The organism is Niallia sp. XMNu-256, assembly GCF_036670015.1.
Taxonomy (GTDB): Bacteria; Bacillota; Bacilli; order Bacillales; family Cytobacillaceae; genus Bacillus_BD.
In genome coordinates, this window is sequence record NZ_CP137636.1 from 1,707,507 (window position 1) to 1,725,337 (window position 17,831).

A 17,831-nucleotide genomic window follows, 5' to 3' on the forward strand; every position below is an offset into this window, starting at 1 on the left:
GTGAACCTATGGAATCTTACAAAATGGTGGATTTCTTGAAACAAGTTCCTAAGTCAGAGTCTTATCAAAACAACATTTCTATTGAAGAAATGTTTTCAATGTTAGAGGAATTAAAGGACCGAGATGTAATGGTACAAGCCGGTATTTATTCATCAATTATTGGATACCAGATACTCGAAACAAGAAATATTCCAGATGAATTGTTTGAGGCCTATGCTTCTCAGTATCCACAAATGTTTAAAAGTGGGGTTTCATTATATGATAAGTATGCAGAGGTTTATAACAAGGGAGAAGGCTCTGTTTTAGGACTCGTGAACGGTGTTAAGGGTAAATTTTTTGAGTATCATGTTCAAGATAATTTAACTCAAAGATACCCAGATTATAACTTTACAATCTCGGAAATAGCTAATCAACCAGTATGGGATATTAAAGGGATTAATCCTGAAACGGGGGAAGAAATATTAGTACAAGTAAAAATGATGGCTTCTACTCAAGCAAATAACCTATCAAAAACTATGCAAGATAATCCAAATGTATATTATGCTACAAGTACAGAAATAAGAGAAAAAATTCTTGCTGAAAAGCCTGAATTGAAAGAACAATTTATACCGATTGTCATTTCTGATTATGAATTTACACAAGGAGTAAAAGATGGACTGGAAACATTGAGAGAAAATCTTGGAATAGATGTACCAGATGAAATTTTTGCCTTAGCACCATATTCAACAGAAATAATTTTGGGAATAAGATTGCTATTAGATCTTGCCACGGTAAACAGAGATTTTAAAAAAGTACAAACTACTGATAAGGCCCGTTTAGGTGCAGTAAAAGTGTTAATTCTATTTTCAAGATTTGGTGTAAATACTATTTTAGGTATAGCTGGGTCTTCGTTGGGAACGGCAGTTACCCCTGGGGTTGGTACAGCTATCGGGGGAATAAGTGGAGTAGTATTAGGAAGTATAATTAATAAGAAAATTGCACCTTACTCATTGAGTTTAGCATACAATCTACTAAGGCTTAGTGAAGAGGATATTTTCTATTTTAAAAATATGGAGAGAATCCATAACTTAGCTCTTGAATATAGAAAAGGCAACTTATATTTACAACAACTATAACCTTTTTCTATTAAGTCACTTTCGCAACTTAATTCTCGCTTTGTAATTCAATCTCAAACCTTCTTTAATAAGTAGGAATCCGAAATCTAGGAGCAAATATATTAAAATACACGAAAAATCGAGGAAAAAATCGAGGGGAAAAGCTCTACGCTGCTAGAGTAGAGGGTAAGATTTCCTCTAGTTTTCAACATTGTCCGTAAATGCCTTTATATCAAGGATTAAAGCGGATTTTTGAAATTTAAATGAACTGTGGTTTCCGGTAGTTTTCGATAGTGTGTGACCACGATGTGACCAGAGCGTGACCGGTATTTTGAGAGAAATCAATCGGTGTAATTAATGTAAATTAGTAAGATTTGAGATGTGATAGTATGCCAAATTTAATATAACAAAAAATAAGATAATGTATTTACTTTCGAGGAAATCAATATACATGTTTCCACAAACTACGCATGTGGAGTGCCACCCCTATCATGCAGCTCTCTCTCGATTGAATTGGAGACTTTTCCCGAAAATTGTTAATATAGACATACCTAATAGAGAGGGGAAATAACATATTAAGAGCATTTTTACCGTTTTTAAGGAAGAGCAAAGACAATCTAAAGAAAAACTTATACCTGAATTAATAGGATTTTTTAACCCTTACTTTTCTTCAGAGAAAGACACAAAAAGTTTTGTCCTTGAATGTGAGGATCATCCGAATCCAACACCTAAACGTATTCTGCACCAGACCCATCGTCACATCTCATTAGCAGATGAAATGGTGAATCTGGAAATTGGCTCTGTTAAGGACAGCCTTCAGATTTTTCTTTGGCTAGTTTGTATTGAGTCTATTTTCAAGGCCTCTACTGCTTATACAAAGAAACAGAAAGTAGAGGTAGTTCGTGAATTTTTCTCAATTTATTTGGAACAAAAAGACCAAGAGAAACTTGTTAAAAGTATTAGTAAAGATGTAAGGCCGTTCCAACATATGAATATTGAGTTAGTAGCAAATATGTTTAATACTGTAAGGAATATGGTTGCTCACGAAGGGATTTACTGGATGTTTACTTTTCCAACAAAAAAAGGGGATAGCTTAATAAATGTTATTCCAAAAGAAAAGACTTCATTTTTTATCAACTTATACAATGGGTGAAGAAAACCTTGATATTTAGAGACCCTCTAACAATCATTGTTCTTACTTCCTCTTTAGTAATTGATATTGTGTATGAGTAATTTGCACAACGTCCTCAAATTTATGCTGTTCCCAAGTGAAAGTAAAAAGAGCCAAGGAATGTATCTCCTCGACTCTTATAATCAAACATATTCTGTTTTAACTGGTTATTCTTCGTTTTCACAGTCACTTCAAAGCCATCACCAAGTTAACTATATTTTTGCTTGATTTCAGCAATCCACTCTGGAAGTTTCTCAGTTAGTGTCATATTATGCTTTAACACATTGCCAGCTGATTGATTGGTTGCCTTACTAAAATCAACACTTCTAATAAGATCAGTGATGTAAGGAACCACATCAGACTGTGAAGTAGAATATGAATTCACAGATTTTCGAAGCAATTCACTATCTAATGGGTCAATCACCAAACTCCTAAAACTATACAGACAATTCTAACGACCATATTTTAGCTCAAGGAAATGCTGATATGAAAAATGGACTTGTAGTATTATATTTCTTCTAATTCTTCAATTACACTACTTATAGTTTGTGAGTGTCGTGTCCTCCAGAACGAACAAAATGATAATCAAGCTTCCTTCGTATCCCTTTTTATTTGTTAACTAAATTAAAAAGATATTCCATTTTTGTGAAAAATGTAATATTGTTATTTAGAAACCTCCTCTGTGCATAAATAAAAAGGGGATTTCATACACATTATAAAAGAGGATGCTTGGGGAAAAAATGAAAAAAGTAAAAATTTGGTCATATACTGCATTAATATTTGTAATAATAGGCTTTAGTGTTTGGAGTACTTATTTTAATAAACCAGTACACCATTCATCTACACCTCCGAGTGTGATTTCGGATAAAACTTCTAAAGCAATAACCAATCCAAAAACAGCTTCAAATCCGAGTACCAAAAGTGCCACTTCAAGTCCGAAGTCTGAAAATGCTGAAAAAACAACAGATCAAAAGTTCACTTGGACTGATTACGTTATTAAACCAATAGTATCTGATCCATTAAATCAAGTTTTCTTTAAAGTATTATTTTACCTTCTTGCTTTAGTTAGTTTATTTTTGGTTATACCTGCTGGATTAGCTTCACTAAAAAGATTTAAGCTATTCAATTTTGAATTTGAATTAGAAAAGCAAGAAGTAAAAGAAACTATTGCTGAATTGATTAATGAATCTGAAGCTAAAGCTAATTATATAAAAGAGTTAACCAAAGATGACACATATCGGACGATTGCCAATCAATATGTCGATACAAGTGGCAATGTTGATTTTTTGGGGGCAATTAGTTGGTTTTTAAGTGATATGAAATTAAATTATAAAGAAAACTTTGATCAAAACATTAATTGGATATTAGCAGAGGTTGACTCAAGTAACCAATTAACTATAATTAAATAAGGAGGAAACAACAGGGGAATTTAAAATAAATAAAAATGGAAATCATTTAATTGAAAAAGCAATTTCTGAAAATAAAATTCAAAAGTACAATGATGATGCAAAATTTCGTAAGATTCATTATTTAGTTTTACCTTTTAAATTTGACCAAAAAATTTACGTTATTGTTTTAAACGATTATCAAATTGGCTTTGTAAACCTCGATGAAATAATTTTGGAGAGCTTATTTAGAATAGTTGGGTTAAGCAAAGAATCGCTTGAATATTTCATACTATCCAGGAAGTTACAAGCAATTCTTAGGAGTCATGGTTTGATTTAAATTTGTGTTTTGCATTACTTTTTCTTATAATAATTTAAAGGGGGTAATAATTATGCCTCATGATAATGATAAAATTAAATTAACGGAGCATGATATTAAATTACTAGCCAAGGCAGCAGACACGATTCTGATTAAAGATAATGGAGAACATCTGGTTGTAGAAGTAAAGCATCATGGCGGAGCCATTCAAAGAAAAAAACGAAATTTAAAAACAGAGCAAACTAAAGAGGATAATCTTGAAATTAGGCGTGCCTATTCAAAATTAGGAATTTAACCATATCTCAAGGAGATATGGTTTTTTTTTAACAAATTCTTAAATTATACATAAATTATTCCAGGAGGTGCTGAAAAGATTATGAGCCTTAAGGAAGTTTTGGACGATTACTTCAATGGTATTAGAACAGAACCGAAATTAAAAGTTAGGAACTTAATTAACCGCCCTAAAAATCTGGAGGATGTTAAAAATCAAACAATGGGATTTCCTATAATCAATAAAATACTCACTGATTATTATCGTAGCTTATGGGAAAAGGACAATAATAGTAAAGAATGACATAGGTACGGTTGTAAAAATAAAAGAGAAAATCATTCAAACGATGGAATTGCTTAAATAAATATTGAATTTAGCTACCCTTTACGTAATCTGGCTTTTTATATTTTATTGCTTAACCTTTTGAATCCTAGACCGTCGTATTTACCATTATACAAATACATTTTTTGCAAATCTGCTTCATAGAACTAACTCAAGTTTTATCGAGTTGCATCTTTAGTGAAAAGGCCATTTAAATGCAAGTTATTCTTATCTGCAATTAGAAATAATGGTCATATTCTAGTCACGTAACAGATAGAATTAAATATAATTTGGTTTCCGTTTTGCTAATTAAATATATTCACCCCTTGCTATTTCGGTAATATTTTATTTCCTATTACTTCTTATTTAAGTTGCAAATTAAAGGGCGTAAGAAATACGGCCTTAAAGCTGCCCGTCATGCACCAGAATTCTCAAAACGTTAATTTGTGGGCATTCAGAAGGCTCTCAACCATTTTTGTTGGGGGTCTTTTTTATGCCTGAAAACTACTTTTGGCCAAATTTAAACCACCAAAAAACTTTTTGACCAACATCGTATTAGGCAGGCTGTTTCCACTTTTCTTGATAAGACATTTATCCATCTTTTTATATTTAATTGGCTGTGTTAAAGGTATATGTTGATAATTGAAACCTCCCTGATTCCCTTATATTATTAATATAAGAACAAGTAGTCGGGGAGGTTATAAGAATGGACAAGGCGTTTAGCAATTTAATAAAGCACATTGATAAATTAGCCCTTACAAAAAAAGAACAAGTCTATCAATGGGTAAAACGCTATGTTGATCCTTCTTCCTCTGTCGGCGGACGTTTAATCAATGAAATGAGGGAAACTCGCTTTAAAGACGGGTTCGAGTGCCCTCACTTTAATTCAGAGCACGTTGTTCGATTCGGAAAATACAATGGTCGTCAACGTTATCGTTGTACATCTTGCAGGAAGACTTTTACAGACACAACAAATACCGTTTTGTTCCGCACTCGAAAAGGCGACGAATGGATTACATTTGTTGATTGCTTGTTTAAAGGCTATTCTCTACGAAAATCGGCTGAAATCGTAGGGGTTACTTGGGTTACGCTTTTTTATTGGAGGCACAAACTCTTGAACGCTCTTAAACAAATCGAATTTGAACAATTTGAGGGTATTGTTGAGGTCGATGAGACCTATTTCTTATACTCTCAAAAAGGTCAACGTGGCATTACTGACAGAAAACCCCGTAAACGCGGTGGCAGCTCTAAACACAGAGGAATCAGCCACGAGCAGGTTTGTGTTCTTGTTGCCAGAGATCGTACAAAAGAGACTGTTTCAAAAATAGTTTGTATGGGGCGTATTGTTAAGACGAAAGTTGAAAAAATGATTGGTTCAAAGTTGACACCCGAAAATGTACTTGTAACAGATGCTTGGAGAGCCTATAAAACGTATGCAAAAGAAAAAGGCATTGAGCATTACAGAATTAAAGCGAATGATGGTAAACACGTTATTAAGGGCTTATATCATATTCAAAACGTTAATGGTCTCCATTCCCGATTGAAACAATTTATAAACCGATTTAAAGGTGTAGCAACGAAGTACCTTGATAACTACCTAGCCTGGTTTTTGTTCGTTGATAGCCGCAGTAACGAAAACACAAAGCCAATATTAAAGATTTTCTATTATCATCATTTGTCTTTGAAATGACAGATACTTACGATAGTTACGCTTATCAAAATTCGCTGTATAGTGCTTATTTAACTATCGTGGCAGGAATTTGCAATAAGTTAATTGAATAATTCTGGAAGAGTACTTGATCTCAAGGAGGTATTAGATATGAAGATCAATAGAATAGATCATGTGAGTATAAACGTAAATGATCTTTCAGAGGCTAAAGCGTTTTTTCTTGATTTAGGACTTGAAGTGCAAGCGGAATGGGAATTGGATGGAGAACAGTTGGACAGAATAGTTGGGCTTAATGATGTTAAAACGGCATGTGTAGGATTGGGGATGCCAGATGGTCAAGCATGGATAGAACAGAACTAGTCAAATTTTATACGCCGTCAGATGAAAAAGATATTCAGCAACCTTTTGCAAATACGCTGGGTATTCGACATTGCTTTGCTGTTGAAGATATTGAAGCTATTATTGCAAAATTGAAAAAGAAGGGCACGGAAGTCTTTAGTGAGATACAGCAATATGAAGAAAGTTATAAGTTATGCTACGTTTGTGGTCCAGAGGGAATTATTTTAGAGTTGGCGGAGAAAATCAAATAAACAGACGATATTTTTACATCTATTGACGAAATGGATCTGGCGGTTCGTGGGTTCTTATATAAATTCAAATCATCTCTATCAGAGGGGGTAATCAAAGTGTTGAATTTCCTGTGGAGATATTCAGTGAAAGTGGTTGGGGTGTCCTTTGCGAAATATGATACCATTGCAAACGAAATCAGTTTGAGCTGCAGAACGGTCATTCGTGCGGTGAAGTTGTTAGAGGAACTTTCCTTTCTTAAAAAAATTCCGACGGCTCGAATGAATGGAAAGCAAGGAGTGAATCTATTAGTGATCCAGCCTTTTGAATCAATTGACTCCCTTTTACAACCTGTGTCACCCCATGATGTCACTCTACCTGTCACTCCTAATAAAGCAGAGAATAAACAAAGCTCACTCTGTGAGATTAATAAACAAAACCGTTTTGACGTAAAGGGGTCTAAAATTAATCAACAGTCCATGGAATCTACTAATTCTTCAAATACTTATACAGAGGAGAATCAGGATAGAAATTTAGAGGAGCACACTAACACTAATCAGAATCGTCATGCTGTAATCGATGCAACGGCATGGCATGAATTAGACTCAAGCTTCTTACCGGAATATGTTCATGAAGACTTTATAAAAGCAGCTAAGCCATTCTTTCCCGTTGACGGCATTTACAATCTTTGGTCCAAAGTCCATCTTGCTTGTCAAAAATTAAACCTATCCATCTCTTTAGATGGTGTGATCGAATCCATTGTCACGGACTTTAAACAAACCATCTTCAAGTATAAGAAGGGGAAAATTCATACAACCTTTGAAGGATACTTTTACAGAGTCGTGTATAGCAGGCTTTGGCATGTGAAAAAAAATGAACATATCCAGCATTGGTATAACAATCTATTAAGCTAATATTTTGGCTTAAGAATTCCAAAGAGTGAACACCTTCAAATCTTGGGTGATAATTTTGTTTAATGTGTTCCGCAGTAACTCCCTGTATTATAGCTACGATCATTTACTCAGCTTTACCGATCGTATAGTCTAAAATACCTAAAATGTTGAAAAGCAGACACACTTTAGAAAGAGTTCTTTTTAATCGGCAAAAAGCAATATTCTTATAAAATAGGTAACAAAGGTTCAATTTTGTCCTTGTTTTTAAAGAAAAATTAGGCTCCTGAGTTGTTAATAAAATCTAAACAAAAGAAAGTTTTGCCCTAGACCAACTTTTGACTGATGGGTCACGTTTATTTATTTTCTTATAAATTATGTAATAGTCTTAAAAGGAGAAATTCTTTTGATAGACTATAAAACTTTAGGAATAGGAACAGTAATTGAGAACTTAAGAAGGAGAAATGGACAGACGCAAGAGGAACTAGCAGATAATGCTAATCTTGAGCGCTCAACGATTAATTATATTGAAAGGGATCAAGGTATTCCAAATTTGTCGTCCATATTGAATATTGCGCTTGCCTTGAATATGACTCCCAGTGAGTTTTTTGCAGAAATTGAGAAACAAATCAAAATTCTAGATTATTATCAAGATTAGAAGTGATAATCAGCAATTGAGACAATGAATATATTTATTAAGTATAATTCATTGTCCTCTTATAAAATGTAAGCAGTTACAAAATAAGGGCACAAGTGTGGAATAAATTTAAGGAGGTGAGCTATTTATGTATTATAAATTTATATGATCTTTATCATATTAATATGTGAATAGTTACACAAATTTTTCTAAGAAAGAAGCGGCAAGTATGAATTTTATAACTTTACCGAAAATAGGAGGAACATAATGAACAATAAATACATCATTAATTTAGCAACATCTGCATTGATTTCTTATTTTGACAATGGATGTGAGTATACACAAGTAATTGAAGGGAAAGAGGTCTTTATCGTTCCCCAATCCCCTGAAGAAATTGTGAAAGACTCATTCTTACATTATGGAAAAAGTGTAGAGGGAGCTATCGAGGCGGCTCGATTAATCTTAAAAAAGAAATACATTCTGCCAATTGGATTGTCCATCCACCATAATATTTTCCTCATTCGATGCCACGCAAAAGGGAAAGCCGGAACTGTTTGGCTGGTCAGTTCTCATATCGCGGATATCATCGCAGATCCAACTAATGTAAAAAAGGCCATTATACATACGAAACATCGTCAATCGCTAACCATTGATATAAAATCAGCAATACTCCAATCAAAGCGAAGTGAAGCCTCTCTGCTGCATAGTGTCTTATTAGAACGCAAACAAATGATCCATACAAGGACCTTTGTATTAGAAAAAGATAAGGGCATCCATTTTGTTAAAGATCCCAAGCAATTAACCTATACTATCTTTCGTAGTGAGTAGTTGGTCAGAACAATATACTTAATAAGAATCAATAAAGAATAAATTTATCAAACTTCTAAAATGACTGATTGCCAGGTTAACTTGAGTCGATTCCAAGACAGTCCCTCCAAATAAGGACTTTTAACATTGAAATACATACGTCCTAACCACTGAAAAGCAGGAATTACAAACCTGTTAAGTTTCCCAGTGTGGTAATATATAACTATATAATATAAGACTATTGATATGGTGGAGTTAGGCGCATTAAAAATGTGACGATAACAGTACGGTTTTGATTGGAGGAGGTATAATGAACATGAAGCCAGGGCCTAAGGCAATATATGAATTTCTATTATCAAAAAAAGAAAAAAAAGCAAATGTCACTGAAATTATTGAACAATTACCTAAGCTTTATCTTAAAAAAGAAAAAATAGAACGGTTGGCGAATTTGCATTCCGATACTTTTATTCTGGATGAGGATCAATTATCGATATCGCAACAGGAGGTTGCAGTAACAGAAAATGAAGAAAACGCTGAGAAATCTAAAAATGTGGGCCCATATATAAAACGCCGTTCTCTCTTAGTGAATGACTTAGAAAAACTATTTGTTGGGCCATTAGAAGAAAATGAGATATTAGGAAAAAGAAAGCCACCTATGTCCTTCTATTTAACTGGAAAATTAGCTCCTTATGGTTCCACTTTTGAAGTTATAAATGAAGAAGAAAATGATATTAAAACAAAAGAACTTTTAAATACAGAAGGCATTGATGAAATGCTCTCAAATCGCAACCCATTCCGGCCTTCCTCAATGGGATTTAGTTTTCGAATGAAGAAGCTTGTGCTTATTACCGTCTCAACTTCATGGGGAACATATGATGATGAGGACCATAAGCGCACAAAGGTAGAAAAAGAATTTACGTTTATCCCAGAAACAAAAGAATTTCATCTGCAAGAACCTGGAGTTTTAAAGTGTAAAGTAAGAGAAAGAAATGGAATTTATCATGTGAGCTTATTTTTAATGAATGAGTATAAAAGGGATTCCTACCCACTTCAAAGTGAAGTTATGTTTCAAACAAAACTTTTGATTTCTTTCAACGCTGATGCGGCAGCTGCTTTTTCATCTAAAGCAGATAAATGGAATTATGAAGATGAACTCTTATACCGTCACGTAAAAGAGTATGCCATTGGTCATGGAGTTGGAGTTAACTATAAGATCAAATCAGGGGTTTGTACCATTCAATCTGATTGGTTGCCTTTATATGAATTACCATCAGTTGAACATCGAAGCATTGATGAGTTAAATGTGAAAATGATGGACTTAGCTTCAATGCCACCCAAAAAACTAAAAGAAAACTTGTTAATGATACCGGAAACTTATCGTAACTGGTTACAAAAGCAAAGAGATCAAGTGGGTGATTTACCGTTGCATTTGCAGGATGTAGCCAATGAAAATATTAAACAAGTTGAAAAAATAATCCGTCGAATCGAATCAGGCATTGATACGATTACTGATTTAGGAAATCCATTTGAATATAATGCCTTCCAATTTGCTAATAAAGTAATGGCGATGCAGCAAGCGCAATCTGGCGTGGCTCTACATTATCGTAATAAAAAAGAACGAATTGAGCCTTCTTATAAAGGAGAATGGCGTTTATTCCAGGTCGCGTTTTTTCTGATGAATATCAACGGAGTCAGTGACTTCGAGCACGAAGATCGTCAACTTGTTGATTTATTATGGTTCCCAACGGGTGGAGGAAAGACCGAGGCATATCTTGGAATCGCGGCATATCTAATGGGATTAAGACGTTTAAAAGGCTTTGCGGAGGAACCTGAATCATATGCTGGTGTGACCGTATTCATGCGCTATACGTTACGTTTATTAACAACTCAACAATTTCAGAGAGCAACGACCATGATTTGTGCGGCTGAAACCCTTCGAAGGGAAGATCCCGAAATATGGGGAACAGAACCATTTCGAATTGGCCTTTGGATTGGACAATCTTCCACACCAAATAAATTTGAAGAAGCTCAGGAAAAGTTAACAGAAATTTTGCAAGGGAATGAAGTGCAAGAAGGAAATCCGATGCAGCTGGAGCATTGCCCATGGTGCGGAACAGAGCTAACTGTATATGATTACCATGTGACATCTAATAAACAAATGATTGTATGCTCTAATCATCAATGTGAATTTTCAAAAGATGATGGTATCCCAGCTTTAACGATTGATGAAGGTATTTATAATTATGTTCCGACTATTGTCATCGGGACAGTCGATAAAATTGCACAAATCGCATGGAATAAACGATTGGGTGAGTTATTTGGAAAAAAGACACATTACAGCCCGATTGAAGGATTTGTCAATGATCTAAATTATAAACAAAGCCATCGAGTAAATGGACGAATGATTCGAACGAAGAGAATTCATAATCTTATCCCACCAGAGTTAATTATTCAAGACGAATTACATTTGATAAGTGGACCACTAGGCTCATTAACTGGATTGTATGAGATTGCTGTTGATTACTTATCTCAATATCAAGGAGCCGGACCTAAAATCATTGCATCTACAGCGACGATACGTGGAGCAAACGAACAAATTAAACGTTTATATGGTAGAGAAGTATCCCAGTTTCCACCTTCAGTGTTAGATGCTAGAGAGTCGTTTTTCTCTGAAGAAATCCCGGTGGAGAAAAAGCCGGGTCGTTTATATATAGGTGTTTGTGCACCTGGTGTCAGTGGTTCCATTCATACGATACATGCTTACTCGGCTTTATTAGCATCTATGAGAAAAGAAGAGCCAGACTTTTCATTTGACCCATACTGGACTGTCCTCGGTTATTTTAATACCGTAAAAGAATTATCAGGTACTACGACTAAATTGAAAGATGAAATTCCAATTCGATTAAAATTGATTAGTCAAACGAAGCGTGATTGGGATGATCTGCATACAGAAGAAATGATGAGTGGAAAGAAGGCAACCGAAATTCCAAAACTCTTGTCATTAATGGAACGAAGTTATGATGAAGAGGGAGCATTGGATGTAGTTTTAGCGACAAATATGATTTCCGTCGGTGTCGATGTAAACCGTCTAGGCGTAATGGTGATGCACAATCAGCCTAAAACAGCTTCGGAATATATACAAGCAACAAGCCGCGTCGGTCGTAAATACCCAGGATTAGTATTAACGTTATTTAATTCTCTACGTTCAAGAGATTTATCTCATTATGAAAGATTCCTATCATTTCACGAAGCGATGTATCGACATGTCGAATCAACGAGTGTGACATCTTTTGCACAAGGTAGTCGTGATCGAGGGATGGAAGGATTAGTTGTTGGGATGATTCGTCAAGCCCATGAAAACTTAGGAAATGAAACAAGTGCGATTCATTTTAAGAAAGACGCTGTGACAAATGAGATTCTGAACTTTATTTGTGAGCGAGCTCAAGCAACAGGTGAGATTAATCGTGATGAAATAAAAAGTGAAATCGAGGAAATCTATGATTGGTGGGAAAAACAAACACTGGAACATGAAAAGTTATCCTATCGTCAAAATCAATATCGTAAAGTGCATTTATTAAGAGACTTTAATGAAAAAACACCATATAAAGAAGCACGACCAGCTTTAAATTCATTAAGAAATGTTGAATCCGAAATTGAAGTAATTGAGGTGAGAAACTATGAATAAGGTTATTGGAAAGCTCCGTCCGTCTCAATTAATTCAATATCATGCTCCTGGAGCGATTGCCGATCTAATTGAAGATAGTGTCATGATTACAGCGGCAGATGATTGGAGAATTCCATATACTAATAAAATACATGAACAACGATTGGAAGGGTTTCTGGGTGTTTCTCATCTGAAGTTGATCAATGATCAAGAAGATAAAGTGAAAGTGACGGCAACTCCTTTTCCGAAATGGAGAATTTGTCCAACTTGTGGCATGATGGATCCTTATGCGAGTAAAACATGTTATTACTGTGAAAAACAAGATCATAAGGAGATTAAATTATATCCCGCAAGGTTTATTACCGTTTGTGAAAAAGGACATATCAGTGATTTTCCATGGGTTGAATGGGTTCATGAAGGGAAAGAATGTACAAGTGATAAACCAGTGTTAAAGTATGAATCGAAAGGTAATGCAGGTTCTTTATCTGATATTAAAGTCACTTGTGTTAAATGCTGGAAACCTAGAACATTAGGAAAAGTGATGAAAAAAGATGAGTTGCAAAAAGTTTTGCCTAACTGTACTGGAGACAGGCCATGGCTCAATGACCAAGAGGAATGTCATGAGGACATGCAAACTTCGATACGTAGTGCATCAAATATTTATACACCTACAATTACAAGTGCTTTATCAATTCCTTTAGAAGAAGGGATGGAAGATGAACTACAAGTAAAAGTAGAAGAATTTCGAGGTGGGATTACGAATTTAATCAGTAGTATTCCCGTTGAAGATGTGTTAAAACAAGCGATTTGTGGAATGTTGTCTATTCCGCTTCAACAATATGATCGTGCTATGAAATATTATCATCGTGAAGGACAATTTTTTACATTTGACTCGATTCGTAAACAGGAGTGGGGAACCTTTCTACGAAGAAATGTTGACGATCGCTACGAGACGGGCTTTCTATCAAAAGAAGTGCCTGTTCCTAAAGAGTTAGAGGAATATTTCCAATCCATTATTAGGGTAGATAAGCTTCGTGAGATTCGTGTTTTACGAGGATTTAATCGACTGTATTATCCAGATCCATTTTCAGAAGAAAAACATGACATATTGCCGATTATGAAGTCTAAACAAGACTGGTTGCCGGCTATTAATGTATTTGGGGAAGGAATTTTCTTTGAGTTTAACCTATCAAAGTTATTAGAATGGGAGAGTAACCCGTTGGTAGAAGGGGAAGCGGAGAAAATCATTGAACGATATAATCTCCAGAGAGAACAATTTGGATATAATTCAAGAGCTTTACAACCAAGGCATGTATTAATTCACTCTTTTTCACATATGATGCTGAAAGAATTTGCAGCCCACTCTGGTTATGCAACTACAGCACTAAGAGAGCGATTGTACTGTAGTGATGAGATGGCAGGAGTCCTGATTTATACGGCTTCCTCAGATTCTGAAGGTAGTTTAGGTGGATTGATTGAATTAACATCTTCTGAAAAGCTCGTTCCTATTTTTCTTCGTGCATTAGAGAAAATGGAGTATTGCTCTTCAGATCCACATTGTGCAGATGGTGATTTCAAGATGCAAACGGCTATTAATGGAGCAGCGTGTCATTCTTGCAGTTATGTCTCAGAAACATCCTGTGAATGGAATAATCAACTGTTAGATCGAAGAATGTTAACTCCACTAATTGATTATGAAGAATTAGCTTATTTTTATATTTGATCTGTTCCTATTTATAAAACTATAAAGTCATGATTCTTGTTATGCAAAGTTCAAGAATCATGACTTTATTATGAAAGATCCTCACTATGATAACCGTTTCTTTGAAAATATTCTTTTGCTGTTATTAAAGCTTTTTGTTCAATTTGTCTTATTCTTTCTCTCGTAACACCATATAGTTCACCAATTTGTTCAAGTGTATGTTCTTTTCTATGGTGGTTCATCCCAAACCGAAGCTTTATAACAGATGAAGGAGGAATGGATCTGTTTTTCTTGTCTAAATAAGTCCACAAACCAATCCAGAAATCTTTATCCCACGAGTCATAGATATCTTCAATCATTAAATTTGAAAAAGTTGTGTAATCTGGCTCGGACACGTCAATAAAATCTGAAGTAGCTTTCGACATTCGATAAGTCTCTAAGTCACTTGGTTTAGAAAAATAAGAGAAGATATACCCGCGAATGGAGTCATCCTCGCAGTTTTCGAATTGGCTTTCATATAAGTATAATTCTTCTAAGCTTATATAATTTGTTTTAAACAATGTATAGTCATCCATAATATTATTATCGATATGAACATATCCATCTAAAAGTAACTGCATCTCTGCTTCTTTATCAAATTTTTCCAGTTCTTCTATTCTATGAACGGGGATACGGATTAGATTTTTTTTGTTTTGCCTGTATCGTTTGAAGGCAGCACTTAAATATATTTTGAAATATCTATAAAAGCTATTTTTATTAGAAGGTTTATAGTTTTTATACGCTTTTTTCAATGCGAAATAAGCTTGTTGAATATAATCTTCCAGTGGAATTTCATTAGAAGCGTATTTTTTAGCGTATCGGTAAATATTATGAGCATAAATCGTCCAGGCCCGTTCTAGAAATGCTGTTTCATCCATATACATATACATATACATTTCGTTCGTTAAACGTCTTGGATTTTTTTGAGCTACGATAGCAAGATCCCTAAAATATTCCGCCATTGATTTAACTTTTTGAGGAATATGTTTTGTTGTTTTATATTTCTCTTGATTAATTGTTTGAATGGAATGAATCGCTTTTTCGATATTACCCTTTTTCCATTTTGCAGGATTGAATATCCAAAAACCCTTCTGTTGTGGTACTTTTTCAAAATATGGTTGCCCAGAAAGTGTTGCTGTAATACTATTTTCGGCATAAGGTACTTCTTTTTTTACTAATTTAATAATCTCGGAGACATGTAAACCAGAAGGATGATAGATTAATGTTTCCGTTACTATTTGTAATAGGGATTTTTCTGTTAGTTGATTTTCCTCTGCTAGCCTGGCAATGTCTAAATATCGTTCCTGTTCTTTTACCCGTGCTTCATTTACATGGCTAATTTTTAATGTTAATCGACCGTCTTCCATTTGAAAATGCAATTGTTGACCAGGAACGATGGCATAATCACTCATAAGATTTTCAAGATGTGTTCCATGAAGAATATTATGAGAACGATCATAAAAAAATGTAAGATTTAAAGTTTCGCTATTATCTATTAAATTGACGTGCAGTTCGTCAGCTGTTATCCAATCTTTAAAATAATGAGCGGCTATTGTTTCTTGAATCCGATCATAATATCTAACCGTATAAGAAAGAGATGTACGCGTTTGATTTTGTCTAGATGTTGCTACAGAAGTATTCGTAATCTCATCTACTGCGATAGGGGAAGGGAGTTTTTCAATCTTTTGATCGAGTAAGGATGTATCAGTTACACCCTGTAAGAGAGTTTTTTCTATAATCGTTACATCCTCGTTTTCGATAAACATAAAACTGTCACCATGTGATGTCAATCGAATAGAAGGAAATTGCTGTAAATGCTCCCTCACAGACAGAAAGTAAGCAGGAAACTTGGGATAATGTACCTCGATATTGAAGACAGCTTTAATCAATGAGCGAATTTTCACTTCTTCACCATATTGATTTTTTAAATAAGTAACTAATTTAGGTGTACTACGGGCAACTTCCTCCCGAATATAGCTTGTAACTTCTGTTGATAAAGAATGTAGGTTTGATTCATCATATGATTTGAGGGATACTTTCCCGTTACTTTTTACCGTAAATCGATTATCAAAGTGAGGAAAAAAGAATGCATTTGGATCAGAAATTTGATAATGTTCTTTAATCACTCGAACAGCCTCGAATATCGAAATATTTTCAATATGTTCTTTTATAAAAAGTTGTAGGGCTAAGTCGTTGATTAGATTCCATTCGCTTAAAAGAATATATTTTTCACTAGCTTCCGTTTCCATAATAGTAAAACGAGGATCCTTAAATAAATTACTTATTTGATATAAAGGATTTCTAAGCTGTTGTTTCATAGGAACTTTAGAATGGAAAAGTGTATCATATAATTCATCCAAATGGCTGCAATGGGACTGCTTCCTTTGATAATGCTGTTCCTCTACTTCTTCATAATAAAACCCAGCATTAAGCGCAACATCTAACACATATCTAGCATCTTTTTCACTTGTGCCAGCACCATGTGCCCAGTTTACTCGAAGGTAATCAACAATGAGTCTGTAATGTAGAGGACTTCCTTGTTCTAAAAAAGCCTTATTAATTAGGGAAATATTACTAATAACAGGGCCGTTTTTCACTAATGTCACTTCCTAAACAAATACATTTTAGTATAACTTCGACATAATCTCCAAAAAACCTTTGTTTTTCAGAGGAAATGGGGGATTTGATAAGAAGTAAAAATAAAATGTATCGATTTTTATATATCGATTGAACTAGTCATTTTTTACTATTTGATTCATAATAAATGTAAAAGTTAATTATTTCATTTATGATAGTAGTAAGAAACAAATAAATAAATTAATGATAAAAGGTTGTATCATAAATGGATTTTTCAAAGCTAAAAATTGAAATTCAAGAAATGAAAAGTCAATGGCACAAACTTCTCTTTTTATGCGATAATAGAGAGTTGATTAACTCATCATTAAGCATACATAACTATATAAAAGTATTGAATCTCAATCTATTGCTTAGTAAAGCATTGTTAGACATACCTAAGACGAAATATCCAATGTATGTAGAAGAGTTGGTTCGAGGGTTATTTCATGATCCATTAAAGATTTATCTCCTACAACATATTGAAATTTTATTTGATCCGGCTCTTCAAACACATCCCATTCGATTACTGGAGAATATTAGTAAACAAATTAAAATCATCGTGGTGTGGCCAGGTACATATGAAAATGGGAAATTAAACTATGCTGAAAGTGGCTATCCTGAATACTTTACTTGTGCTGACTTTGAAGGAAAAGTGATCTGGAATTAAGGGGGAAAGACG

13 protein-coding genes and 2 pseudogenes are annotated in these 17,831 nt (G+C 34.3%); 13 read left to right on the forward strand and 2 right to left on the reverse strand.

From position 1 onward, the window contains the following. The first annotated feature begins 8 nt into the window (after positions 1 to 8). Positions 9 to 1,115, forward strand: a complete 1,107-nt coding sequence (locus R4Z10_RS08730; RefSeq protein WP_338472792.1) for a DUF456 domain-containing protein — start codon at positions 9 to 11, stop codon at positions 1,113 to 1,115. A gap of 757 nt (positions 1,116 to 1,872) precedes the next feature. After that, positions 1,873 to 2,247: a hypothetical protein gene (locus R4Z10_RS08735; RefSeq protein WP_338472793.1), complete on the forward strand. Its 375-nt coding sequence runs from the start codon at positions 1,873 to 1,875 to the stop codon at positions 2,245 to 2,247. Between the two features lie 226 nt (positions 2,248 to 2,473). Here the strand turns inward: R4Z10_RS08735 and R4Z10_RS08740 are convergent, their stop codons facing one another. Next, positions 2,474 to 2,689 (reverse strand): hypothetical protein, encoded by a 216-nt coding sequence (locus R4Z10_RS08740; RefSeq protein ID WP_338472794.1) that lies wholly within the window; start codon positions 2,687 to 2,689, stop codon positions 2,474 to 2,476. A gap of 316 nt (positions 2,690 to 3,005) precedes the next feature. Here R4Z10_RS08740 and R4Z10_RS08745 point away from each other — a divergent pair, with 316 nt between their 5' ends. The 10 genes and pseudogenes from R4Z10_RS08745 (at position 3,006) to R4Z10_RS08790 (ending at position 14,518) form a co-directional block, all read left to right on the forward strand. Next, positions 3,006 to 3,674 (forward strand): hypothetical protein, encoded by a 669-nt coding sequence (locus tag R4Z10_RS08745; protein WP_338472795.1) that lies wholly within the window; start codon positions 3,006 to 3,008, stop codon positions 3,672 to 3,674. A gap of 368 nt (positions 3,675 to 4,042) precedes the next feature. After that, positions 4,043 to 4,264 carry a hypothetical protein gene (locus R4Z10_RS08750; protein WP_338472796.1) on the forward strand — a complete coding sequence of 74 codons (222 nt, stop codon included), beginning with the start codon at positions 4,043 to 4,045 and terminating at the stop codon, positions 4,262 to 4,264. 81 nt (positions 4,265 to 4,345) lie between these two features. Continuing rightward, a complete protein-coding gene (locus R4Z10_RS08755) occupies positions 4,346 to 4,543 on the forward strand; it encodes a hypothetical protein (RefSeq protein WP_338472797.1) in 198 nt (65 codons plus the stop codon). 724 nt (positions 4,544 to 5,267) lie between these two features. Further along, a pseudogene (locus R4Z10_RS08760) lies at positions 5,268 to 6,294 on the forward strand (IS1595 family transposase). A gap of 86 nt (positions 6,295 to 6,380) precedes the next feature. Further along, a pseudogene (locus R4Z10_RS08765) lies at positions 6,381 to 6,820 on the forward strand (VOC family protein). A gap of 30 nt (positions 6,821 to 6,850) precedes the next feature. Beyond that, a complete protein-coding gene (locus tag R4Z10_RS08770) occupies positions 6,851 to 7,711 on the forward strand; it encodes a helix-turn-helix domain-containing protein (protein WP_338472798.1) in 861 nt (286 codons plus the stop codon). A gap of 382 nt (positions 7,712 to 8,093) precedes the next feature. Next, the gene (locus R4Z10_RS08775; protein ID WP_338472799.1) at positions 8,094 to 8,345 is read left to right on the forward strand and encodes a helix-turn-helix transcriptional regulator; all 252 of its coding nucleotides are present in this window, start codon (positions 8,094 to 8,096) and stop codon (positions 8,343 to 8,345) included. Positions 8,346 to 8,591: 246 nt separating this feature from the next. Continuing rightward, the gene (locus R4Z10_RS08780; RefSeq protein WP_338472800.1) at positions 8,592 to 9,152 is read left to right on the forward strand and encodes a competence protein ComK; all 561 of its coding nucleotides are present in this window, start codon (positions 8,592 to 8,594) and stop codon (positions 9,150 to 9,152) included. Between the two features lie 295 nt (positions 9,153 to 9,447). After that, positions 9,448 to 12,816 carry a DISARM system helicase DrmA gene (gene drmA / locus R4Z10_RS08785; RefSeq protein ID WP_338472801.1) on the forward strand — a complete coding sequence of 1,123 codons (3,369 nt, stop codon included), beginning with the start codon at positions 9,448 to 9,450 and terminating at the stop codon, positions 12,814 to 12,816. Then, entirely contained in the window at positions 12,809 to 14,518 is a 1,710-nt protein-coding gene (locus R4Z10_RS08790) for a DUF1998 domain-containing protein (protein ID WP_338472802.1), read from the forward strand. The genes drmA and R4Z10_RS08790 overlap by 8 nt, the downstream gene beginning before the upstream one ends. A 68-nt stretch (positions 14,519 to 14,586) precedes the next feature. Here R4Z10_RS08790 and R4Z10_RS08795 read toward each other — a convergent pair whose 3' ends face one another. Further along, positions 14,587 to 17,133, reverse strand: coding sequence for a sigma-70 family RNA polymerase sigma factor (locus tag R4Z10_RS08795; RefSeq protein ID WP_338472803.1), 2,547 nt, complete (start codon positions 17,131 to 17,133; stop codon positions 14,587 to 14,589). Positions 17,134 to 17,378: 245 nt separating this feature from the next. Here R4Z10_RS08795 and brxF point away from each other — a divergent pair, with 245 nt between their 5' ends. After that, positions 17,379 to 17,819, forward strand: coding sequence for a BREX-3 system P-loop-containing protein BrxF (brxF, locus tag R4Z10_RS08800; RefSeq protein WP_338472804.1), 441 nt, complete (start codon positions 17,379 to 17,381; stop codon positions 17,817 to 17,819). Positions 17,820 to 17,831: the final 12 nt, after the last annotated feature.